At 66.4% G+C, this 22,895-nt stretch carries 22 protein-coding genes; 9 read left to right on the plus strand and 13 right to left on the minus strand.

Translation table 11 applies throughout. The features are described 5' to 3' along the window. Window positions 1-16: 16 nt before the first annotated feature. Entirely contained in the window at window positions 17-244 is a 228-nt protein-coding gene (locus tag ACX9GQ_RS18610) for a hypothetical protein (RefSeq protein ID WP_459631078.1), read from the minus strand. Window positions 245-831: 587 nt separating this feature from the next. On the opposite strand from ACX9GQ_RS18610, the gene ACX9GQ_RS18615 reads away from it, so the two are divergent. The 5 genes from ACX9GQ_RS18615 to ACX9GQ_RS18635 all read left to right on the plus strand — a co-directional run bounded on the left by ACX9GQ_RS18615 (window position 832) and on the right by ACX9GQ_RS18635 (window position 4,403). Beyond that, the gene (locus tag ACX9GQ_RS18615) at window positions 832-1,428 is read left to right on the plus strand and encodes a hypothetical protein (protein ID WP_459631079.1); all 597 of its coding nucleotides are present in this window, start codon (window positions 832-834) and stop codon (window positions 1,426-1,428) included. Window positions 1,429-1,438: 10 nt separating this feature from the next. Further along, window positions 1,439-1,705: a DUF2933 domain-containing protein gene (locus ACX9GQ_RS18620; protein WP_459631080.1), complete on the plus strand. Its 267-nt coding sequence runs from the start codon at window positions 1,439-1,441 to the stop codon at window positions 1,703-1,705. Between the two features lie 10 nt (window positions 1,706-1,715). After that, window positions 1,716-2,378 (plus strand): methyltransferase family protein, encoded by a 663-nt coding sequence (locus tag ACX9GQ_RS18625; RefSeq protein WP_459631081.1) that lies wholly within the window; start codon window positions 1,716-1,718, stop codon window positions 2,376-2,378. 78 nt (window positions 2,379-2,456) lie between these two features. Next, window positions 2,457-3,902, plus strand: a complete 1,446-nt coding sequence (locus ACX9GQ_RS18630) for a multicopper oxidase family protein (RefSeq protein ID WP_459631082.1) — start codon at window positions 2,457-2,459, stop codon at window positions 3,900-3,902. A gap of 207 nt (window positions 3,903-4,109) precedes the next feature. Next, complete coding sequence (locus ACX9GQ_RS18635; protein ID WP_459631083.1) at window positions 4,110-4,403, plus strand: hypothetical protein; 294 nt, start codon at window positions 4,110-4,112, stop codon at window positions 4,401-4,403. A 60-nt stretch (window positions 4,404-4,463) separates the two neighbouring features. Here ACX9GQ_RS18635 and ACX9GQ_RS18640 read toward each other — a convergent pair whose 3' ends face one another. The 5 genes from ACX9GQ_RS18640 to ACX9GQ_RS18660 form a co-directional block, all read right to left on the minus strand. After that, a complete protein-coding gene (locus tag ACX9GQ_RS18640; RefSeq protein ID WP_459631084.1) occupies window positions 4,464-5,207 on the minus strand; it encodes an amino acid ABC transporter ATP-binding protein in 744 nt (247 codons plus the stop codon). A gap of 11 nt (window positions 5,208-5,218) precedes the next feature. Further along, the gene (locus tag ACX9GQ_RS18645; protein WP_459631085.1) at window positions 5,219-6,319 is read right to left on the minus strand and encodes an amino acid ABC transporter permease; all 1,101 of its coding nucleotides are present in this window, start codon (window positions 6,317-6,319) and stop codon (window positions 5,219-5,221) included. A 1-nt stretch (window position 6,320) separates the two neighbouring features. Further along, a complete protein-coding gene (locus tag ACX9GQ_RS18650) occupies window positions 6,321-7,517 on the minus strand; it encodes an amino acid ABC transporter permease (RefSeq protein ID WP_459631086.1) in 1,197 nt (398 codons plus the stop codon). Window positions 7,518-7,569: 52 nt separating this feature from the next. After that, entirely contained in the window at window positions 7,570-8,601 is a 1,032-nt protein-coding gene (locus tag ACX9GQ_RS18655) for an amino acid ABC transporter substrate-binding protein (RefSeq protein ID WP_459631087.1), read from the minus strand. A gap of 95 nt (window positions 8,602-8,696) precedes the next feature. Then, window positions 8,697-8,957, minus strand: a complete 261-nt coding sequence (locus tag ACX9GQ_RS18660) for a heavy-metal-associated domain-containing protein (RefSeq protein ID WP_459631088.1) — start codon at window positions 8,955-8,957, stop codon at window positions 8,697-8,699. Window positions 8,958-9,300: 343 nt separating this feature from the next. On the opposite strand from ACX9GQ_RS18660, the gene ACX9GQ_RS18665 reads away from it, so the two are divergent. The 4 genes from ACX9GQ_RS18665 (at window position 9,301) to ACX9GQ_RS18680 (ending at window position 14,645) form a co-directional block, all read left to right on the plus strand. Further along, complete coding sequence (locus ACX9GQ_RS18665) at window positions 9,301-11,847, plus strand: heavy metal translocating P-type ATPase (protein WP_459631089.1); 2,547 nt, start codon at window positions 9,301-9,303, stop codon at window positions 11,845-11,847. A 4-nt stretch (window positions 11,848-11,851) separates the two neighbouring features. Continuing rightward, window positions 11,852-12,883 carry a 2Fe-2S iron-sulfur cluster-binding protein gene (locus ACX9GQ_RS18670; RefSeq protein WP_459631090.1) on the plus strand — a complete coding sequence of 344 codons (1,032 nt, stop codon included), beginning with the start codon at window positions 11,852-11,854 and terminating at the stop codon, window positions 12,881-12,883. A gap of 9 nt (window positions 12,884-12,892) precedes the next feature. Then, the gene (gene cueR, locus ACX9GQ_RS18675; protein ID WP_459631091.1) at window positions 12,893-13,408 is read left to right on the plus strand and encodes a Cu(I)-responsive transcriptional regulator; all 516 of its coding nucleotides are present in this window, start codon (window positions 12,893-12,895) and stop codon (window positions 13,406-13,408) included. A gap of 67 nt (window positions 13,409-13,475) precedes the next feature. Then, on the plus strand, window positions 13,476-14,645 hold the full coding sequence (locus ACX9GQ_RS18680; protein ID WP_459631092.1) for a trans-sulfuration enzyme family protein: 1,170 nt from the start codon (window positions 13,476-13,478) through the stop codon (window positions 14,643-14,645). 86 nt (window positions 14,646-14,731) lie between these two features. Here ACX9GQ_RS18680 and ACX9GQ_RS18685 read toward each other — a convergent pair whose 3' ends face one another. The 7 genes from ACX9GQ_RS18685 to ACX9GQ_RS18715 form a co-directional block, all read right to left on the minus strand. Further along, window positions 14,732-14,980, minus strand: a complete 249-nt coding sequence (locus ACX9GQ_RS18685) for a hypothetical protein (RefSeq protein WP_459631093.1) — start codon at window positions 14,978-14,980, stop codon at window positions 14,732-14,734. A 110-nt stretch (window positions 14,981-15,090) separates the two neighbouring features. Beyond that, window positions 15,091-16,203: an ABC transporter permease gene (locus tag ACX9GQ_RS18690; protein WP_459631094.1), complete on the minus strand. Its 1,113-nt coding sequence runs from the start codon at window positions 16,201-16,203 to the stop codon at window positions 15,091-15,093. A 2-nt stretch (window positions 16,204-16,205) separates the two neighbouring features. Continuing rightward, window positions 16,206-18,953, minus strand: coding sequence for a ribosome-associated ATPase/putative transporter RbbA (rbbA, locus tag ACX9GQ_RS18695; RefSeq protein WP_459631095.1), 2,748 nt, complete (start codon window positions 18,951-18,953; stop codon window positions 16,206-16,208). Further along, a complete protein-coding gene (locus ACX9GQ_RS18700) occupies window positions 18,950-20,023 on the minus strand; it encodes an HlyD family secretion protein (RefSeq protein ID WP_459631096.1) in 1,074 nt (357 codons plus the stop codon). Before ACX9GQ_RS18700 ends, rbbA begins: the two co-directional genes overlap by 4 nt. Window positions 20,024-20,287: 264 nt before the next feature. Continuing rightward, window positions 20,288-21,691, minus strand: coding sequence for a sensor histidine kinase (locus ACX9GQ_RS18705; RefSeq protein ID WP_459631097.1), 1,404 nt, complete (start codon window positions 21,689-21,691; stop codon window positions 20,288-20,290). 2 nt (window positions 21,692-21,693) lie between these two features. Further along, window positions 21,694-22,353 carry a response regulator transcription factor gene (locus tag ACX9GQ_RS18710; RefSeq protein WP_459631098.1) on the minus strand — a complete coding sequence of 220 codons (660 nt, stop codon included), beginning with the start codon at window positions 22,351-22,353 and terminating at the stop codon, window positions 21,694-21,696. Further along, window positions 22,350-22,610, minus strand: coding sequence for a PepSY domain-containing protein (locus ACX9GQ_RS18715; protein WP_459631099.1), 261 nt, complete (start codon window positions 22,608-22,610; stop codon window positions 22,350-22,352). Before ACX9GQ_RS18715 ends, ACX9GQ_RS18710 begins: the two co-directional genes overlap by 4 nt. Window positions 22,611-22,895: the final 285 nt, after the last annotated feature.

Genomic DNA, 22,895 nt, shown 5'->3' on the forward strand with positions numbered 1-22,895 from the left:
GGTTCGAGGCCGCCGTTCACAGGACGGCCCGCTGGAACGGCTCCGGCACTACGCACGTCCAGCCGAGCTCGTCCTGGATGCGGCGGCGCAAAGCTTCGGAGGCCTCCGGCTCGCGAAGCCTCAGGTTCCTAGGGCCCGGGAACGAGCCGCAGTCGACGAGGACTTGCTGCCCCTTCGCCTCGATCAGGGACCGCGAGCCGGTGACCGTGCCGGCTGCTCCGTGGAAGGTCAGCGAGGAACTCATGTCCGGCCCTCTCTCATGCCGTTTCTGATCGATGCGAGCCAGACAGGAAACGGATCCTGACGCCACGGTATCACCCTCACGCACGACGCATATCCGGATCGTCGCGGACGCGAGTTTGATCGAGCGCAATGCCAGGAGTACGATCCGGGTTTATTTTTTAAACTATGAGTACCCGGCTGCCCCCCCCCCACCGGCCATTGGCCCGCATCATCGCTGTCCTGGGGGTGCTTTGCCTCTCGCTCATGTTCTCAGGTCAGGCCCAGGCACACAGGGTTCCAGACCACGGGACGGCACTGCAGCAGCACCAACCCATGCTGGACGTGTCGGCAGCGGGGCTGCCCGATGAGCAGGCGGCGTCCCAGGCTTGTGCGTGCTGCGTCGCGGGGCCCTGCTGCTGCGCCATGGCGGACGACGCCCTATCCACACCGGCAATGAGCCAGACCACGCTGCCGCACGTCTCCACGACACTGGCTTCCCTGCGCGGTGTGGAGCCTGCACCGGGGGAACCGCCCCCCAAGCCTCGTCGAGTTTGAGCCAATAGCCGTCGCCGCTTGCGACGAACTCAAATCTTCCGATGAGGATCCAACATGCGCACCGCAGCGATACTGCTCGCCATCAGCACGCTTGCCACTCCCGTTTACGCCCAGTCGGCCGAAAGCCAGGACCATTCCGCGCACCACCCTGCCGCCGAGGCGGCGGCAGTTCCCATCGAGAGCGGGGCCGCGACGGCTGAAGCGCCGTCCACGCCGGGGGCACCGGCTCGCAGCGCGGCCTCAGGAGCCATGAACTGCTCCATGATGCCGGAGATGATGCAATCGATGATGCGCGGCATGATGCAGGGCATGCGCGGCTCCGGCTCGGCCGGAATGGGTCCGGGGATGGGCTCTGGCATGGGCGGCGCGATGGCCGGCGGTCAGATGCAACCCGCCGATCAGAGCCTGTCTGCGATCACTTACCGGGCCATCGCCCAGCGCACCGTTTCTGCCATCCGGGTTGCCCCCGCCAAGGGCGACGCGGAGTTCCTCCGACTGGCTGCAGTGCTGGAAGAGGCGCTTGCCGATGCCGCGAAGGCCGCCGCCGCCTTCTCCGACAGTCCCGAGGTTCGGCAGAAGGCGCAACAGATGGTCGCCGCCCATCAGGACGATCTACGAGCCCTGCGCGCCCTGCTCGACGCCCGGAAGTGAGAGGGAAGCCATGTCTCACCATGACCTCCCGCACGGGCCCGATGCCCAGCGGCCGTTCTGGAGCTCGCCCGCCGGACTGGGTCTGGCGGTCCTCCTGGCCGTCGCCGCGTTCTATCTCCTGACGGAGCACCAGGCCCACCTGTTCGGTGTCCTCCCGTACCTGTTCCTGCTCGCGTGCCCGCTCATGCACATGTTCATGCATCGAGGGCATCACCACCACGGGGCAGCCGGAGCCCCACCCCGGGGGCCCGGCGGCGCCGGCCGTCAGGACCCGTGAGGATCAAGCCATGCACGACACCCCCGCGTATGGCCTATGGGCCCTCGTCATCATCAACTCGATCTTCTTCATCGCCTTCGCGGCGAGCTTCAGCGGTCTTCGCTGGGATAAGGACTGGCGTTCGCTTGGTCCGTACTCGGCGTTCATCGTCGCTCTCTTCACCGAGATGTACGGCTTCCCGCTGACGATCTATCTCCTGTCCGGCTGGCTCGGCCAACGGCTTCCGGGTGTTGACCTGTGGTCGCACGACGCCGGCCACCTGTGGTCGACGGTGTTCGGCTTCAGGGGCAATCCGCACTGGAGCGTCCTGCATCTGGGGAGCGCGGTCATCATCGGCGCCGGGTTCTGGCTGCTGGCCGCATCCTGGAAGCGGTTGTTCGATGCCCAACGCAATGGCGTCATGGCCACGAAGGGGCCCTACGCCCGCATCCGGCATCCCCAGTATGTAGCTTTCGTGCTCGTGATGTTCGGCTTCCTCCTCCAGTGGCCGACCATCCCGACCCTGGTGATGTTCCCCGTGCTCGTCGGCATCTACGCGCGGCTCGCGCGCCGGGAGGAGCAGGACAGCCATCGCCGCTTCGGTGGTGCGTACGCCCGCTACGTGGCGTCCGTGCCGGCCTTCATCCCTCGCTTCGGTGGCACCGAGGCATACGGCGGCGCTGCGTCAGCCTGACCGTGGCGCCCCGCGTAGCGGGGCGCGCATCCAACCGTCACCCGCGTGCCCCAGCGCCCGCGAACCGAGAGATCCGTCATGACAACCACTCGCCGTGAATTTCTCCGCACTGCCGCAGTCGGCGCTTTTGCGCTCGGCACCCTTCCACCATTCGTCCGGTCCGCCCTGGCGCAGGCCGGACCAGAGGCGTCACCCAAGGTTCTGAAGGCGGTCACCCGGATCATCGAGGTCAACCGCAAGGCCGCTACGGTGTTCGGCCTGCAGGGGGCCGACGGCCGTTCAGGCCTCACCTTCACGGAAGGCGAAGCTTTCGCCGTCGATCTGCGCAACGAGCTCGCAGAGCCGACCACCATCCATTGGCACGGGTTGACCCCGCCCTGGACCGCGGACGGCGTCGCCAATGCCCCGGAGCCTCTCGTCGCGGCCGGGAGTTCGCGCCGCTACGCCTTCCCGATCGGTAGCGCGGGCACGCACTGGATGCACGCCCACACGCTGCAGGAACAGAACCTGCTCGCCGCGCCGTTGGTGGTGCGGGACAAGAACCAGGCTGCTCGCGACGAGCAGGAGGTTGTCGTGCTGCTCCACGACTTCTCTTTCACACCGGCGGCTGAACTCCTTTCCAAGTTGAAGGGCCCCACGGCGACGGAGACCATGGCCTCCATGAACGGGCATGGCGCGATGAGCCACGCGATGGGCCATGCGGGAATGTCCCATGGCGCCTCCGCTGCCGACATCAACGACATCGAGTACGACGCCTATCTGGCCAACGACCGCACGCTGGACGACCCCGAAGTGGTCCGCGTGGAGAGTGGAGGCCGGGTGAGGCTGCGTGTCATCAACGGTGCAACTGCAACCGCATTCTGGATCGACCTTGGGGCGGCCAGTGGCGAGGTCGTCGCCGTCGATGGCCAGCCGGTCCAGCCATTCATGGCATCGCGCGTTCCGCTCGCCATGGGGCAGAGGGTTGATCTCGTCCTCACCGTGCCCAAGGACGGATCCGCCTTGCCCGTCCTTGCACTGCGTGAAGGCGCTCGCGAGAGGACAGGCTTCATCCTCGCACCGCCCGGAGCGAAGATCGCCAAGCTCACGGCAACGGCAGGTGCTGCGGCGCCCGTCATCGGCATGGATTTCGAACGGAAGCTGCGGAGCGCGGCAGCCGGCCCGGACGCCGGCGGGGTGACCTACACCGTTGATCTCACCGGAACAATGGCCGGTTACCAGTGGGGCATGAACTCCGACAAGCCGATCATCGTGCGGCAAGGGGCTACCGTGGCGGTCACGATGCGCAATCGAAGCATGATGGCCCATCCCATGCACCTGCACGGGCATCGCTTCCGGGTGGTCGCATTGGATGGGCAGAAGGTCGGCGGCGCCTGGCGCGACACCCTGCTGCTCCCCGCCATGGCGTCGGCGACGGTCGTCGTCGAAGCGAACAATCCCGGCCGGTGGGCCTTCCACTGCCACCATCTCTACCACATGGCGGCGGGCATGATGGGCACCTTCGCCTACGAAAACGTCGGATAGGGAGACGGTGCGATGATGGACGGCGGCTCGATGGGATGGGGAATGCCTGGCATGGGCATTCTCGGCCTTCTTGTCCTCGTGGCCCTGATCCTCGGCATCGCCGCTCTCGCGAAGTACCTGATGAAAGGCTGAGCCTGCCCGCGTAGGCGGGCAGGCTCCGGCCGAGCAAGCGAGGGAGCGGCTATCTCAAGCGATGGGAGACAGCGGATGGCGAACGAGCACTTCGGCACGGTCGACCGGGGCGCGGGCAAGCTCGACCTGCTCGCATGCGGGGTCGGGCTGACGGCTGCCCTCGTCGGCCTCTTCCTGCTTTGCGATCTGGCAGCGGTGCTCTGGCCGTCGGCACGGCTCGCCCACGGCTGGATCGGCCTGTTCGCTGCAGATCCTAGCGATGTCGGCCGCACGCTGCTTCAGGGCGTCGTCGGCAGCACAGCCGGAGCCTGGGTCGCAACTGCACTGTTCGTACCCGTCTACAATCGGATGAGCGCACGCCGTCACTGATCTGAGTGCGCGACAAATTTCCGCTGGAAAGCCTGCGGCATCCGGCGCGGTGGCGGATCCTCAGCTGTGCAGGATCGTGCTGAGGAACCGGCTCGCCTCGGGGGTCGAGGGGCGAGAGAAGAAGTCGCACGGCTTCGCCGTTTCGCAGACGCATCCTCCTGTGAGGAAGACCACGCGGTCGGCCACGTTGCGGGCGAAGCCCATCTCGTGCGTGACGCAGATCATGGTCATGCCCGACTTTGCGAGATCGCGCATCACGTCGAGGACCTCCTTTACCATCTCCGGATCGAGGGCTGAGGTGGGCTCGTCGAACAGCATGACCTGCGGCTGCATCGCCAGGGAGCGGGCAATGGCCACGCGCTGCTGCTGACCGCCTGAAAGCTCATGGGGGAACTTGTCCGCCTGCTCCGTAATCCCCACCCGCGAGAGCAGGTCCCGAGCCGCGTCCACGGCCTCCTGGCGGCCCTTCTTGAGAAGCACGCGGGGACCCAGGGAGACGTTGTCCAGGACGGTCAGGTGGGGAAACAGGTTGAAGTCCTGGAACACCATTCCGACCAGGCGCCCGATCTGACCTCGCCGGTGGGCGTTGGCAGCGATGTCGAAACCGTCGACGCGGATTTCCCCGCCGTGCCAGTCCTCGAGGCCGTTCACGCAGCGCAGCAGCGTCGATTTGCCCGAGCCCGAGGGGCCGCAAAGAACCACGCACTCGCCCTTGTGAACGTCCAAAGTCACGTCCGTCAGGACCGGGCGGTGGTGGTACTGCTTGCAGACACGTTCGACCTCAACCAGGCACTGTCCGGTCATGCTGAACCTCCTCAGGCTCTCGCCAGGCCCCTCGAGCGGGCGCTGCGTCGTTCGATGCTGCGCCCCCACCGGGACAGACCGAAGCAGATGATCCAGTAAACGGCGGCCACGAAGACGTAGGCCTCCGTCGGGGAGCCGATCCAGCGTGGATCCGACAGCGCGGCCGTGACGATGTTGATGAAGTCGAAGAGCCCGACAATCATCACGTAGCTTGTGTCCTTCACGAGCGCGATGGCCGCATTGATGACCCCCGGCAACACCTTGCCGAACGCCTGAGGCAATGCCACGTGATACTGCGTCCTCCAGTATCCGAAGCCGAGGGCGCGGGAAGCCCGGAACTGGCCCGCCGGGATGGCCTGAAGGCCGGCTCGCACCACTTCCGCCAGATAGGCTGCCGAGTAGATCGTGAGCGCCGTCATCGCGGTGCCGACCCGGCTCACCTGCGTTCCCGGGGGAAGCACGAGGGGAAGCAGGATCACCGCCATGAACAGGATCCCCACGAGGGGCAGTCCGCGCCAGAGTTCGATGAAGCCTGTCGCGAGCATGCTGATGACAGGCATGTCCGAGCGGCGGGCAAGAGCGAGAAGCACCGCAAGCGGCAACGAGAGGACAAAGCTCGTAATCGCCACGACGACTGTCAGGGACAAGCCGCCCCATTTGTCGGGTGATACGGGCAGCAGTCCCAGGAAGCCGCCGGACAACATGGCAATGCTGACCAGGGGCGTGGCGAGCACGAGCGTTCCGACGATCGCCGACTGGCGGGCGAACGGTCTCGCGACGGCCAACACGAACACGGCAGCCGGCAGCAACAGCACCACGGCAGGCCGCCACCGCTCGGCGGTCGGATAGAATCCGAAGAGGAACTGATCGAGCCTGCTCAGCACGAAGGCCCAGCACGCGCCGCCCGGCGCGCACCCCGCGCGATCGGCGGAGACGAAGGTCGCGTCGAGGACGGCCCAGCGGACCGCCTGCCATGCGGCCCAGCCTGCGACGATACAGAGCCCTATCGTCATGAGTGACTGGCCGGGCGTCCCGAAATATCGGGCAGCCAGTTCATGCCTGATGGGGACGGGCGATGGGCGGCGCGCCTCGAGGTTCCGCTCCTCCGCCATCTCAGTTCTCCACCAAGGCGATACGGCGATTGAACCAACTGGTGAAGAGAGCCACGAGCGCGCTCATCAGAAGGAAAACTGCCATGGTCATCGCGACGATCTCCACTGCGCGCCCGGTCTGGTTTAGCGTTGTCCCGAGGAAGACGTTCACCAGGTCGGGGTAGCCAATCACCGTCGCCAAGGATGATGCCTTCAGCATGTGGGAATACTGGTTGGCCAGCGGTGGCACGATCACCCTGAGCGCCTGAGGCAGAACGACGAGCCTCATCACCAGCCCCGGGTGGAGACCGAGGGAGGATGCTGCCTCCCGCTGTCCCTTTCCGACCGCCTCGATACCTGCCCGAACGATCTCCGCCACGAAAGCGGCGTTGTAGATGACTAGCGCAACGACGAGGGCCACGAATTCAGGAACCAGGGTGACGCCGCCCTGAAAGTTGAAGCCGGCCAGCTCTGGACGCGACCAATGGAGCCCGAAGGTCCCGAAGACGAGCTCGAGCGTGAGTGTGCCGGCAAGGGCGGCAGCGACCCATCGCCGCAACGGTGACGGTGCCTTCCCGCCAAGGGCGACCCACAGCAGAGCTGCTATCGTCAAGGCGAGGACGATGCAGAGCCAACCGAAGGACATGGGAGCCATGTCGTCGCCGGGGCCCGGAAGCACCAGGCCGCGGTTGTTCAAGAAAACCCAGCCGCCGACGCTGAGGCTCTGGCGCACCCCGGGAAGGGTATTCACCAGGAGCTGATGCCAGAAGAGCACCTGGAGCAGGAGGGGCACGTTTCGCCAGCCTTCGACGTAGATGGCTGCGGCCATGGCGGTCGGAGGATGTTTCGAAACGCGGGCGATACCGATCAGGACGCCCAGAACGGTAGCAAGCGCCATCGACACGACGGCGACGAGCACCGTGTTGAGCAAGCCGACCACGAACGCACGGCCGTAAGTGTCGGCTTCACTGAACGGGATCAGGGAGAAGCCGATCGCGAAACCGGCCTCCTTGCCGAGGAAGTCGAACCCCGACGCGAGACCACGCGCCTGCAGGTTCTGGCTGATGTTTTGACCCAGGTAGGTGAGCGCCGCGGCGACACTCACCAGAACGAGACCCTGCCAGGCGAGCGACCTCAGTTGCGGGTAGATGCGCCGGGCCCGGGCCCGGCCGGCGATCTCGCGCGATGCTGGAACGTCCAGTGTCTGAACCAGCGGCACGGCACATCTCCGCGTCTAGAGGTCAGAGGATGCAGCAGGAAGCCAGTGTCGATTAGCGCATGGGCGGAGCATACATCAGGCCCCCGCGGGTCCAGAGGTCGTTCTGGCCGCGCGTGAGGTTGACCTTGCTCCCGGAGCCCAGGTTGCTCTCGTAAAGTTCGCCGTAGTTGCCAGTCGCAGCGATGACTTTGGCGACCCAATCGTTCGCAAGGCCGAGCTTGCTGCCAAACTCGCCGGTCTTGCCCAGAAGTCTCTGTACTTCCGGGTTCTTGGAGTTAGCCACCTCGTCGGCCACGTTCGCCTTGGTGACCCCGAACTCTTCGGCGAGAACGAGCGCATAGAAGGTCCATGCGACGACATCGCGGAAGCGCGGATCGTCCTGCCTCACCACGGGCCCGAGCGGCTCCTTGGAAATGACGTCGGGCAGTACCACGTAATCGTCCGGCTTCGGGAGAGCCGCCCGGTTGGCGGCGAGCCCTCCACGTTCGTTGGAGTAGGCGTCGCAGCGTCCCGCCTCGAGATTTGCCAAGTTCTGCTCGCGGCTGTTCGCTACGATCGGCGTGTACTTGAGGTTCCTCGTCCGGAAAAAGTCGGCGAGGTTTAGCTCCGTCGTCGTTCCACCTGATACGCAGATCGACGCGCCGTTCAGGTCCTTCGCGCTCTTTACGCCGAGAGACTTGCGCACGAGGAAGCCCTGACCGTCGTACATGTACACGACGGGCCATTCGAATTTCATTTCGGCGTCGCGCGTGTAGGTCCAGGTGGCGGAGCGGGCCAGCAGATCCACGCTGCCCGAGCTCAGGGCAGCGAACGCATTCTTGAATTCGAGGGGAATGTACTTGACCCGCTCGGGGCTCCCGGTCACCGCAATCGCCACTGCGCGGCAGAACTCGACCTCGAGACCGGCCCAGTTGCCCTTGTCGTCGAGGGTGCTCATGCCGACGGACGCACCCGTGCTGACGCCGCAGACAAGTTCTCCCCGCTGCTTGATGGCGTTGATCGTGTCGTTCTCGGCGGCAAGCACCACACCTGTCGGAGATGCAGCGGCCAGAAGGGCCGCAAACGTCATGTGACCTAGTTTCATGAGACCGCTCCTGTTCATCCGGTTCGTTTGATCATCCGGCAGGCGGGGCGCGCTGCCGCGTCCCGCCCGTCGGCAGATGGGAATCTGCACTTCGGCTAGTGGGCGGCCGTTGGCGTGTAGCCAGCCATGGAGACGATCTCCTGGAGCCGCGCCATGGAAGCGGGCCCGCTGACCGAGACAAGCTTGGAAGCCGGATCCGCGTGCACCTGCGTCCCGGGCAGCGACGTCTCGATCGCCTTCTTGATCGTCCCAGCGCAGTGCCCGCAGGTCATGTCCTCGACCCGCATCGTCAGTGCTGCCGGATCGTGGGCGTGGCCAGTGCTCTGGCTGTCATGAGGTTGATGAGATGAGCACATCGGCTCTGGACTCCTGATGGTTGACAACGGGATCAGGCTGCGGCTTCCCACTGTTGTAAGGTCAAGCACTGTTTTTTTATAATAATTGCAATGGTTTGGTGCGATGGCGCGCGTTAGTCATTCGTGAACAGGTGCGATTGCAACGAAGGCAAAGCCGCAGGACTGCGCGGATCGCGGGCGCATGGATCATCCGCGGGATTGATGCAAGCGGTTCGGGTCGCTCTTCGCCGGACTCGAGACGCCGTGATTTTGCGGCCGCCACATTTCCCGGAAATTGGCGCTTGACCTTGCCACTATGGGAACCCTCAAACAGGGGGCCATCTGGTTTCCGATGGAGAAGACGATGGCTTCCGCAACCCTCGCAGTTCCGCGGTCTGATCTCGCGCCGACAATCGACATCCCCGTTGGCGGAATGACGTGCGCGTCGTGCGTCGGACGGGTCGAGCGAGCCCTGAAGCAGGTCGAGGGTGTCGACGCGGCCACGGTCAACCTCGCGACCGAACGGGCTCAGGTTCTGCTCAAGCCCGGTGTCCGGGACATAGCGCCGGTTGCAGACGCTATCCGCCGCGCCGGATACGAGCCCGGCGAGGCCAGCCTCGACCTGACCGTCTCGGGCATGACCTGCGCGTCTTGCGTGGGCCGTGTGGAAAAGGCGCTCAGGTCGGTCCCCGGGGTTCTCGAAGCATCCGTCAATCTCGCCACGGAGCGGGCGTCGGTCCGGGTTCTCGGTGGTGAAGATGCAGTGAGCAGGCTTGTCGCCGCCGTGAAGGCCGTCGGCTACGAGGCCGCAAAGGTGAGCAGCGGGAGCAATCAGGCGGATCATGAGCGCGCAGCCCGGGAGGCTGAACTCGCCTCGCTCAGGCGGGCCGTCATCCTTGCTGGGCTCGCGACCCTGCCGCTGCTCGTCTTCGAGATGGGTGCGCACCTCTTCGAGGAGGTGCATCACTTCCTCGCGGGCACGTTCGGTGATTGGAACATTCGGCTCGCGTCGTTCGTCCTGGCTTCGCTCGTCCAGTTCGGCCCCGGACTGCGCTTTTATGCTAAGGGCTGGCCGGCGCTGCGCCGGGGGGCGCCCGACATGAATTCGTTGGTGATGCTGGGCACGAGCGCCGCGTACGGGTACTCGGTCATTGCCACCTTCGCCGGCGATTACTTACCTTCGGGCACCGACTACACGTACTTCGAGGCCGGGGCGGTGATCACGACGCTGATCCTGCTAGGCCGGTGGTTCGAGGCCCGCGCGAAGGGGCAGACGAGCGAGGCAATCAGGCGGCTCCTCACGCTCCAGGCCAAGACGGCGAGGGTGCTCAGGGATGGCCAGGAACTGGAGGTCGACATTGCCGAGGTGCGGCCAGGCGACATCGTCGTCGTCCGTCCCGGCGAGAAGGTAGCCGTGGACGGCGAGGTGACCGAGGGCACGTCGTTCGTCGACGAATCGATGATCACAGGCGAGCCCATCCCAGCCAGTAAGGGTATCGGCTCCTCCGTCATCGGCGGCACCATCAACAAGACTGGCTCTTTCCGTTTCAGGGCCCTGAAGGTCGGGCACGACACCCTGCTTGCGCAGATCGTCCGCACCGTCGAGGCGGCACAGGGCTCGAAGCTTCCCATCCAGGCGCTGGTGGACCGGGTGACGACCTGGTTCGTCCCGGCGGTCATGGCGGCTGCCACCCTGACGGTGCTCCTGTGGCTCGTCTTCGGTCCGTCTCCGGCCCTGACGTTCGCACTCGTGAACGGCGTGGCAGTGCTCATCATCGCTTGTCCCTGCGCCATGGGGCTCGCAACACCGACCTCGATCATGGTGGGGACGGGAAAGGCGGCCGAGCTCGGGATCTTATTTCGCCGGGGCGAGGCCCTCCAGGCATTGAAGAGCGCGCGGGTCGTGGCGCTTGACAAGACCGGGACCCTCACCAAGGGACAGCCCGAGTTGACCGACATCGATGTCGCCGAAGGCTTTTCGTCCGACGACGTGCTCCGGCTGGTCGCCGCCGTTGAATCTCAATCCGAGCACCCGGTCGCGGAGGCCATCGTTGCAGCAGCCCGGTCGAAGGGGTTCACACTCGGCGCGCCGGTGGACTTCATCGCCGAGCCAGGCTTCGGCGTGCGGGCGCGCGTTGACGGCCGTCTGGTCGAGGTTGGCGCCGACCGGATGATGCGGCAGCTCGGGCTCGATGTCGGGGCATTCGCTGCATCCGCTGCCCGGTTGGCTGACCAGGGCAAGACGCCTCTCTATGCAGCGCTGGACGGACGCCTCGCTGCGATCATTGCTGTCGAGGATCCCATCAAGCCGACCACGCCGGCGGCGATCGAGGCACTGCACCGGCTCGGGCTGCGGATCGTCATGATCACCGGCGACAACCGCCGCACAGCCGCAGCCATCGCTCGCCCGCTCGGGATCGACGAAGTGGTGGCGGAAGTGCTGCCGACGGACAAGGCCGAGGTCGTCAAGAAAATCCAGAAGGACGGAGCGGTCCGCGTCGCTTTCGTCGGTGACGGCATCAACGATGCTCCGGCTCTGGCTCAGGCTGACGTCGGCCTCGCCATCGGCACTGGAACCGATATCGCAATCGAAAGCGCGGACGTTGTCCTCATGTCTGGCGACCTGCGAAATATCCCGAACGCGATCGCCCTGTCACAAGCCACCATCCGCAACATCCAGCAAAACTTGGTCTGGGCGTTCGGCTACAATGTTGTCCTGATCCCGGTGGCGGCCGGCGCGCTCTACCCGGCTTTCGGCATCCTGATGTCTCCCATGTTCGCCGGCCTCGCCATGGCGCTGTCGAGCGTGAGCGTCCTGGCGAATGCCCTGCGCCTGCGCCGGTTTGCGCCGCAAATCGCCGCGGAGAGCGGGCGCAACGCCGCTGCTCCGAAGCTTGCACCGGCCGAGTGAACCAATGACCCATCGAGTCCACATAAGAGGCGCCAACGCCGATCTCGATGTCGGGAGTGGCACCACGGTCCTTGCGGCAGCACTGGCCGCGGGGATCGCCTATCCGCACGGGTGCCGGTCGGGGCGGTGCGGAGCGTGCAAAACCCGCCTGCTATCCGGCGAGGTCGCTCTGCTCAGGCACACGCCCTTTGCGCTCACGGACCAGGAGAAGCAAGCCGGTCTAATCCTGGCCTGCCGGGCCGAACCGAGATCGGACTGCTCCGTTACCTGGCTTGACGCACTGGAACAGGAGCACACAGTTCGCGACGAATGGGCCACAGTGACCGGCCTCGAGGACCTTACGCATGATATCAGGCTCGTGCGCCTCGTACTTCAAGGTGTCCGGCTGGCATTTTCCGCCGGACAATATGCGGAGTTGGCGTTTCCGGGCTGTCCGTCCCGCTTCTACTCGATGGCCAACGTCGCCGGCGTTGAGGAGCTCGAGTTCCACATCAGGCGTGTACCGGGCGGCCGTGCCAGCGGTTTCGTGGCGACCCAGCTGGCCGTCGGCGATCAGGTCCATCTTCGCGGGCCGCTTGGACACTCTCAACTTCGGCAAGGCCATGCCGGCCCGATCATTGCGGTCGCGGGCGGGTCAGGTCTCGCGCCCATCGCATCGATCGTGGAAACGGCGTTGGCAAGCGGCATGCGCCAGCTCATCCGGGTATATTTCGGCGTGCGGGGGGAACGGGACTTGTACGCCGAGGATCGCTTCCGGACACTTGTGGCGGCTCATCCCAACCTGACGTTCACGCCTGTCCTGTCAGAGGAGTTCGCCCCAGGCCGGCGCGCGGGCCTGGTCACGCAGGCCATCGCCGAGGATGGACCGGATCTTCGCGGAGCAAAGGCGTATCTCGCCGGGCCGCCCGTCATGGTCGAGGCCGCGACGGCCCTCCTGCTTGCTTGCGGGCTCCCGCCAAGTGACATCCATGCAGACGCCTTCTTCACCACCATCGATCAGTCCATGCCGGTCGCAGAGCCGGCTCCCGCGCCATAGGAGCATGCCATGAACATCGGCGAAGCCGCGACGGCCTCCGGCGTCTCGGCTAAGATGATCCGATACTACGAATCCATCGGGCTGATCGAGCATCCGTCCCGGACAGGGGCCGGTTACCGCGTCTATACGGACGGCGAGGTCAACGCGCTCAGATTCATCAAGCGGGCGCGAACGCTGGGCTTCTCAATCGAGGAGACGTCCGAGCTTCTGGCCCTCTGGCGGGACAAGAGTCGCGCGAGTGCGGACGTCAAGACTTTTGCGATGAAGCACGTCCAAGACCTCGAAGCGAAGGTACGCGAACTGCAGGCGATGGTGCGCACATTGCGTCACCTGGCGGACTGTTGCCATGGCGATAACCGGCCGGATTGCCCGATCCTGGACGACCTCGCTGATCCGACTGCTGGCAAACTGCCTGCGGCAAAGAAGCCCCGCGGGCGCCGCGGAGAGACCCACATTGATTGCAGCTGCCCCGATCATGCACGGGCAATGACGACGCCTAAGTCTGGGGCGAGACAGCGCCACTGAGGAGAGGTTCCGCTACAAGCGCCTCCCGCGCTTCGTTAGCGGCCAGTGCCAAGTGAGGACGAATCCGATGCGGGATGAAACGCGGCTACTCCAGAGCGGGGCCGGGAACCCACCATTTTCGTGTCTTTCAACGCCCCTGATCCGCGCGTCGACTGTAATTTTTCCTACCGTCGACAGCTTTCTTCGTCGGCAGGAGCAGTTCTACGACGGTTTTACTTATGCTCTGTACGGACACCCTGTCTCCCGTGAACTTGAGGCGCGACTATCGACCCTTGCGGGGGGGACCCACACGCTTGCGGTGCCATCCGGCCTCGCCGCGATCGCGCTGACGCTGATGACGACCCTGCGGCACGGCGATCACGTGCTAGTGCCCGACACGGTCTACGGGCCAGCTCGTATGCTCTGCGGCGGATTACTCAGGGGGCTCGGCATCGAAACCACGTTCTACGACCCGCACGCGACCCGTGAGTTGGTCCATCTCATTCGGCCGCAGTCAAAGCTGGTATGGGTCGAAACGCCTGGATCCCTGACGATGGAGATGCAGGATCTTCCAGCCATCGCGGACATCGCTCATTCCTATGGCTGCCTGGTCGCCGTGGACAACAGCTGGGCGTCCTCCCTCCTGCACAAGCCGCTCCGGCTCGGCGCCGACATCGTAGTCGAGGCCCTCTCGAAACACGTGGGCGGGCATTCCGATCTAATCCTTGGAGCAGTCACTGTGGCCGACGACGACCTGTTCCGCCGGCTCAAGGATACCGCTCGGTTCCTAGGCTACGGCGCATCGCCAGACGACTGCTGGTTAGCGCTGCGGGGTCTGGAGAGCCTGGGACCCCGTCTCCGCCAACAGGGTGCTTCCGCTCTCGAGGTAGCGACCTGGCTGGCGCGACATCCTCTCGTCCGCGACGTCCTGCACCCCGCATTGGCGACGCATAAGGGACATGACATCTGGCTGAGGGACTTCGAGGGCTCCAGCGGCGTCTTTTCTGTTGTGTTCGATCGCGTCCCGAAAGGCCCGTTCCACCACGCGCTCGAGAGCCTTGACCTGTTCCGCCTCGGAGCAAGCTTCGGAGGCGTCCACAGCCTCGTTGCGCCCAGCTCTCCGGGCAGCTCGCGCAGTGTCGTCCCATGGTCATCGGACGGACCGCTGGTTCGATTCAGCATTGGTCTTGAGCATCCGGCCGATCTGATTGCCGATCTCGAAAGGGCGCTGGATCGGTTGCAGGCGGCCATGACCTGAGCGAGCGGAGCATACGGGCTGCTCGTCTCCTTGTATGCCTCCCTTGCCACATCGGGTTGCATCCTGCTCCGGCAACGAGCCTGCCGTCAGAAACTGCAACTGTGCGGACGACCACGCCCGACAATCGTTCGGTAAAGGTGGTATCGCGTCCCCGCAACCACCGACAATTGACTCCCCGGCTCCAGCAATGGACCGGGGAGTTTGCTTTTGTCCGACGCTCCGCCGCACGCCGCCAAGATCGCCGCCAGGTCCCCGTGCAGCACGGCATCGACGCCGCTGCCGTCCGCCCGCGGCGTGAGGTCGACCCGCTCGATCATCGAACGGATCAGATCCATCGCCTCCGCGCGAACCTCCGGCTGGTCGAGGCCGCATAGAGCCGCTCAACCTAAAGCCGCTCGACCCGCTCCCGCTAGACCTCGGCCATCGCAGGCTGGAGCGCCGGCGCTCAGGTCAGGAACCGCTTGAACTTCGCCAGCGAGAGGGCGAACAGCGCGCAGCCGATGGCGGCGAGCGCAGCAAGCTGCGGCCATACCACGTCGAGCCCTGCGCCTCGGAACAGTACGGCTTGGGCGAGCGACACGAAATGCGTATTGGGCGCGATGGACATCACCGCGTAGATGGGGGCGGGCAGGCTTTCCAGCGGCGTCATGGCTCCCGACAGCACCTGCAGCGGCAGCAGGACCATCATCAGCAACAGCCCGAACTGCGGCATGGAGCCGGCCACCGTCGCGAGGAACACGCCCATGCTGGTGGTGGCAAAGAGTTGCAGAACGGCGCCGGCCAGGAACAGCGGTATGGAGCCCTGGAGGGGCACAGCCAGCACACCCTGAACGACGAAGACCAGCGACAGCGCCGAGGCGACCAAGACCGCAAGGCCCATCGACCAGATCTTGCTCACCATGATCTCGGCGGGCGTCACAGGCATGACCAACAGGTGCTCGACCGTGCCGTGCTCGCGTTCCCGGATCAGGGCGGCCCCGGTCAGGATGATCGAGAGCATCGTGATGGACGAGATCACGTGCGTGACAGCGCCAAACCACGACGGGCTGAGTTCCTGGTTGAAGCGGGCGCGGATGGTGAGCTCCACAGGATTGATGCGTGCCTGCCGATGCCTCTGACGGAATTCCGCCACCTCGCCGGCGACGATCGATTGGATGTAGCCGCCGCCATTGAAGGCCTGGGTCATCCGCGTGGCGTCGATGTTGAGCTGGACGGCGGGCGAGCGCCCGGCGAGGAGGTCGCGCTGGAAGTTCGGGGGAATGTCCAACGCGAAGGTGTCCAGGCCCTGGTCCATGCGCCGGTCCATCTCTTCCTGCGTGATGAGGCGCGGCGGCAGGAAGTACGGGGGGCCGAAGGCCGCGACGATGCGGCTCGAGGCAGGGGACTGGTCCTCGTCGACGATCGCGATGGGAGCCTTGTTCAGCACCTCGGGCATGGCGCGGGATTCGGCGTAGATCGCCAGCGTGAAAGCGTAGACGATGAGCGCCAGCAGCATTCGGTCGCGACCAAGCCCGCGCAGTTCCTTCACGCCAAGGTACAGGACATTGGCGGCTCGCATGCTCAGCGCGCCTGCTTGGGAAGGAGGAGGGCGCCGAGGCCCAGCAGCACCGGGATGGCAAGCAGCAGGGGCAGGAAGGAGCCGCCGAGGTCGGCGAAGCCGAGGGCCTTGGAGAAGGTGCCGCGAGAGATCGTCATGAAGTAGGTGGTCGGGTAGATCCGCCCGATCAATGCGCCGACCCCCTGCAGGGACGAGACCGGGTCGATCATGCCGGAAAACTGGGAGGCGGGGATGATGGTCAGCAGGGCCGTGCCGAAGATCGCCGCGGCCTGGCTGCGCATGAAGCTGGAGATCACCAGCCCCATGGCCGTGGAAACGATGACATAAAGCAGCGCCGCGGCGGCAAAGGCCGGGAAGCTGCCCGTGAACGGCGTCCGGAACAGCGCGAGCGCCACGCCGGTCAGCATCAGGAAGTTGAGCATGGCGATGGCCACGTAGGGCAACTGCTTGCCGACCAGGAACTCGAGGCGGGTCACCGGCGTGACGTAGAAGTTGATGATGGACCCGAGCTCCTTCTCCCGCACGACGCTGAGCGCCGTGAGCATGGCGGGGATCAGCATGAGGAGCAGCGGGATGGTCGCCGGCGCCATGGCGACCAGGCTCTCGACGTCGGGGTTGTAGCGGTAGCGCAGCTCCAGCCGGAACAGGGGCGTGTCCGCCGCCTTGCCGTAAAGTTCGCGCGCCTTCTGGGCGAGCCAGGTCGCGTGCACGCCCTCTACGTAGCCGCGCACGGTTTCGCCGCGGGCCGGCATGGCGCCGTCGATCCAGGCGCCGATCTCCACGTTGCGGCCGCGCGCCAGGTCCCGGCCGAAGCCGGGCGGGATTTCGATCGCCAGGCTGATCTCTCCCGTGCGCATGCGCCGGTCGAGATCGTCGTAGTTGGCGATGGGCCGCTTTTCAGTGAAGTAGCGGGAGCCAGCGATCTGAAGGGCATATTCGCGGCTGATGGCGCTGTCATCGCGGTCGAGCACAGCGAAGCTCAGGTTCTCGACATCCATGTTGATGCCGTAGCCCACCACGATCATCAGGATGACACTACCGAGCACGGCGAGGGCGGCCCGGATCGGGTCGCGCCGCAGTTCGAGGCCTTCGCGCCGCGTATAGGCCAGCATGCGGCGCAGGTCGAACCTGCGCCGGCGTGGCTCCTCGCCCCCGGCCGGAATGACGGGGGAGGTGGCCTCGACGGCGGTCTCACCCTCGGCCGTCGCCTTCTCCAGGCAGGCGACGAAGGCCTCCTCCAGGGTGGCGGTTCCCATGACGCGCCGGATCGCCTCCGGCGCGTCGCTGACCAGGACTTTGCCGGCGTGCATCAGGGATACGCGATCGCACAGCTCGGCCTCGTTCATGAAATGGGTGGAGACGAAGATGGTCACGCCGTCCCGACGGGACAGTTCGGCCAGGATCTGCCAGAAGGCGTCGCGAGCGACGGGATCCACGCCGGAGGTGGGCTCGTCCAGGATCAGCACCTCGGGGGCGTGAATCATCGCCACCGCGAGCGACAGGCGCTGGCGCATGCCGAGCGGCAGCGCATCCGGCAGGGCGTCGATCACGTCGACGAGACCGAACCGCTCCGTCATCTCGCAAACGCGTTCCGGCAAGGAGGCCTCGGCCAGCGCAAACAGCCGGCCGTGAAGCTCAAGGTTCTGACGCACCGTGAGCTCGCCATAGAGCGAGAAGGCCTGGGACATGTAGCCGACGCGGCTGCGGATGCGAATGTCGGTAGCTTCCACCGGCTGGCCGAACAGCCGCGCCTCGCCCTGCGTCGCCGGCAGGAGACCGGTGAGGACCTTCATCGTCGTGGTCTTGCCGCAGCCGTTTGACCCCAGGAAGCCGAATATCTCGCCCTTTCGGATGCGGAAGCTCACGTCGTCCACGGCGGTGAAGTCGCCGAAACGGACCGTGAGATGGTCAGACTCGATGGCCGGCTCGCGCCCGTCCTCCGGCCGCGGCGGGATCGTCACGGCGTGGTGACCCGCGCGGGAGGCCTGGGGCAGGAGCGCGATGAAGGCGGCGTCCAGGGTGACCGTCCGGGTCCGTTCCAACAGCTGGGCCGGGGTCCCCTCGGCCAGCACCCGTCCTGCGTCCATGGCCACCAGCCAGTCGAAGCGCGCCGCCTCTTCCAGGTAGGCCGTGGAGACGACCACGCTCATTCCCGGGCGGCTCTCGCGGATGCCGTCGATGAGGCGCCAGAACTGCCGCCGTGACAGCGGGTCCACGCCCGTGGTGGGCTCATCGAGGATCAGCAGGTCAGGGTCATGGATCAAGGCGCAGCAGAGGCCGAGCTTCTGCTTCATGCCTCCCGAGAGCTTGCCGGCAGGGCGCTCGGCGAAGGGCGCCAGGCCAGTGCCGCGCAGGAGGCGGATCACGCGTTCGCGGCGCTCCGCGCCGGCGTAGCCGAACAGTCGACCGAAGAAATCGACGTTCTCGAAGACCGAGAGCGTCGGGTACAGGTTCCGGCCGAGCCCCTGGGGCATGTAGGCGATCCGCGGACAGGCCATGTCGCGATGCCGTGCGCTGGCCATGTCGCCGCCAAGCACCTCCACCTTTCCGTCCTGGATGGTTCGGGCCCCGGCGAGGAGCGACAGCAGGCTGGACTTGCCAACGCCATCCGGGCCGATGAGGCCCACCATGCAGCCGGAGGGGATCTCCAACGTGATCGCGTTCAGGGCGCGGACGGCTCCGTAGGTCTGGGTGAGACCCGCGACCCGCGCCACGGGCGACAACACCTGGGCTGCGGGGGCGGGCGTCATTCAACAAGCTTCCCTGGCAGGCTTGCGGGCCAGCGCGCCTTCGGGTCGAGACGCACATACGCGACGCCGGGCAATCCAGTCTTCACCTGGCTGATGTGCTTGCGCAGCAGGTCCGGCGGGATTCGCGCCTTCACCCGGAACATCAGCTTGAGGCGCTCCTCCTCCGTCTCCACGCTCTTGGGCGTGAACTGGGCCACATCGGACACGAACGTGACGGTGGCGGGAATGACGTAGGCCGGCGCGGCGTCAAGCACGAGGCGGACATCCGTGCCGATCGCCACCCGGCCGGCTTGCGAGGTGGGCAGGAAGAACGTCATCGAGACCTCTGTGAGGTCAACAATGTTGAGGACGCGGCCGCCGCTGGAGAGCACCTCGCCCGGCTGGGCCACCCGGTACTGGACGCGGCCGTCCCGGGGGGCGCGCAGCACGCTGTCCTCCAGATCGGCCGCGATGGTCTGCACCGCGGCCTTGGCCGCCTCCACGGCTGCCTGGGAATCCACGACGGCAGCGCGGGCGGCCCCGATGGCGGCTTCGGACGCAGCGAGCTGGGCCTGGGCGGCGCTCAGGGCGGCCTGGGCCCCGCGGGCCGCAGCGAGGTCGTCGTCCAGCACCTGGTCGGAAACGTTGTTGCTCAGTTTGAGCTGCTCGGAGCGTCCCAGCTTCTTCTGCGCGGCGTCGAGCTGCGCTTCGCGCTGGGCGATCACGGCCCGCGCCGCGTTCCGCTCGGCCTCGCGCTGGGAGACCAGGCTCCCCGCGGTTTCGACAGCGATCCTGGCCCGGGTGAGCTGGGCCTCTGCTTGTCGCTGCTGCGCCTCGAGCTGAGTGGTGTCCATCCGGGCCAGGATCTGGCCGGCCGTCACGACGTCACCCTCGTCGGCCAGGATCTCCTTGATGCGCCCCGGCATCTTGGCCGCGATGTCGATCTCCACGGCCTCGATGCGGCCGTTCCCTGAAGCCAGCCCCTCGGGCAGGGCACGCGCATTCAGCCGCGTCCAGGCGTAATACCCGGCGGCGGCAAGCATGACCGCCAGAACAGCGAGGAATGGACCTGTCCAGTGCTTGGGCGCCATGCGGACCTCTGTGGGCGCCGGGGGATTGGCGCTCGAAAAGCTTCGCATGGAAGCGCGCGCGAAGCATTGTGCTGCATCAATTCTGGCCCGAGACGCAGCCGGAACGCGCGGGATCGCGGAGCCTCTGCGATGAGCGGCACGATTGCGGCTCGATGAGCTCGCTTTGCGGCGTCGACAGACCGCCTTGCTCGCCGTCGGCGAGGCCGCGATGGCGGCCTCAGCTGCTGCGGGTGGTCCGGGTCGCGCTGACGGGGGCCTGGTCCTCTAAACAGCTTGCGCCTGCACAGGCACCCGTGGGCTGATGGTCTGACCTCCCGCCGGTTTGGGCAGAGTGAACCTGATCCTGCAGCCGGAGACCGGGCGATCCTCGATCGCGAAGGGCGCCCCGTACTCTTCGAGCACGTCGCGCACGATGGCGAGGCCCAACCCGCTGCCTTCGCCGTCCATCGTCCCTCGCTCGCCGCGCGCCAGGCAGTGCGGCCGCAAGTCTGCCGGGATCCCGGGGCCGTCGTCCTCCACCACCATCTCGATCCTGTCGGGCCGCTCGACGCAGCGGATCGAGACCTCGCTGCGAGCCCACTTCCGGGCGTTGTCGAGGAGGTTGCCGATGATCTCGCTGAAGTCCGCAGGATCCATCGTCAGCATCGTTCCAGCGGGAACGTCACAGTTCCAGGTGAGGCTCTCGCTGCGGGGCAAATGCTGCATCAGCATCAGGAGGCGGTCGATCGCCTGCGAGGCGTCGAATGACGATCCGACAAGGCCGATGGGGCCGACGATCTGGGCCCGGGCCAGTTCACGTTCCAGCGGGACCCGCATCGCGTCGAGGTGCGACTCCAGCACACGGGCCTCCTGGGATCGCCCCGTGGCCCGCAGGCGCCCGACAAGTCCAGAGAGACCCGTCAAAGGCGTCTTCAACGCATGGGCCAGCGAGCCGGCGCGCTCCCGTGCGCGGACGGTCAGACGCCCCTGGTGATCGATCAGGTCGTTGAGACTGGTCACCAGCGGCTGCAACTCGACCGGGAAGGGGCCGGTCAGGCGTCGCTCCGCCCCGCTCCTGATGCCCTCGATCCGTCGCTCCACTTCGGCCACCGGCCGAAGACCGACCTGCACCTGCACGACCGCCCAGAGGAGAAGCACGAGCGCGATGAGGGCCAGTGCGCCGGCGACGTCGATGCTGAAGGACTGCCGCGTCTGCAGCAGATCCCGGTAGTCGAGCGCCGTGGTGACGATCAGCGGGGTCAGTCCGCGGTCCGTGGGTACGCTGACCGTGCGAGTCAGGGTGTAGAGCCCACCGTCGATGCCCGGGACGTCGATCACGACCGCCTCCGGCGCGTTGGCGGCCGGTATGGCCGGCGACGGCAGAACGATGTCCCAGAGCGAGCGCGAGCGAAGTTCGGGCACCCCCCGCTGGCTCACCTGCCAGTAGGCTCCGCCGTAAGGCTGCTCGTATCGGGGGTCGGGAAGCCGCGATTCCACGAGGGCGTGTCCCTCGTCGTCGATGCGAAGGGCCGCGGCGACGTCACCCAGCATGCGCTGCAGCTCGTGTTCCGCAAAACGCTCGACATGACGTTGAAAGCTGACGACCAGCGCGATTGCCGCCACGCCCACGGTGATGGCGATCCCCAGCGTCGCGAGGCCCAGCAAGCGCAGTCGAAGCGAGCCGGTCATGCCTAGTCCGTCTCCACCCAGTAGCCGAAGCCGCGGCGCGTCTGGACCAGTTGCACGCCCAGCTTCCGCCGGATGCGCCCGATCAGCACCTCGATCGCGTTGCTGTCAGGCTCGCAGTCATCGGCATAGAGGTGCTCGTGCAATTCCTGCCGGCTGACGACGCGCCGGCCGTGATGCATGAGATAGCGAAGCAGCCGGAACTCCATCGGCGAGACCGTCGCGGGGATGCCGTCGACGCTGACCGTCAGCCGGCGCGTATCGAGCTCGATCCGTCCTGCCCGGAGGACTGGCGTGTCGTAGCCCACGCTCCGGCGCATGATGGCGGCGAGCCGGGCGAGCAGTTCGTCGGCGTGGAACGGCTTGGTGAGATAATCGTCGGCACCGGCATCGATCCCGGCCACCCGCTCGACCCACGCACCGCGTGCCGTGAGGATGAGGACGGCTGTCGGAAGCCGCGCTGTCCGCATCCGGCGCAGGAGCGTGAGGCCGTCAAGAAGGGGCAAGCCCAGGTCGAGGACCATGGCCGCGGGTGTCTCGGTGAACACCTTGTGGCAGGCATCCTCCCCGTTGACCGTGAGGTCGACGATGTAGTTCGAGGCCTCCAGGGCCCGTGTCACCACGTCTGCAATGGCAGGATCGTCCTCGGCGATCAGGATCCTCATGGCACGTCCCGCAGTTCGAGGACCTTGTTCGACCGCGCGTCGATCACGACACGGCGTACGACGCCATTGGGGGCGAGCACGGAGAAGTCGTAGGTCCACCCGCTTCCCTTCTGACGCAGCGCGACCGAGAGCCGCCGCCCCGGTGCGACGCGCTCGAGTTGGTTGATCACCGTCGAGAGGGCGAGGATCTGGCCGCGGGCAACCGCGTCCTTGGCGAGTTCGTGGTCGGCAGGCCGGTATGCGTCCTGCCGTGTCATCAAGGAGTCCGAGGTGCCGCCGGAGAAGGACCCGGGGCCACCCGCGGAAGCGGGCCCCGTCGCCCCGCCGCCAGCCACCGATCCGCCCGTGGACGATCCGGTCGCGCTACCGCCGCTGGCCGACCCCGATGACCGTCCACCCCCGTCGTCGCTGCGGCCTGCCGCGGATCCGCCGCCGCGGGAGCCCTCCCGTTCGGCCTCGGCTCCCCGAGCCGTTGCGGCCGTCAGGACGATGAGCGCCGCAATGGCAGAGATCGCGCCTATCGCCTTGTGTCTATCCACGCC

This window comes from Alsobacter sp. R-9 (assembly GCF_054612375.1).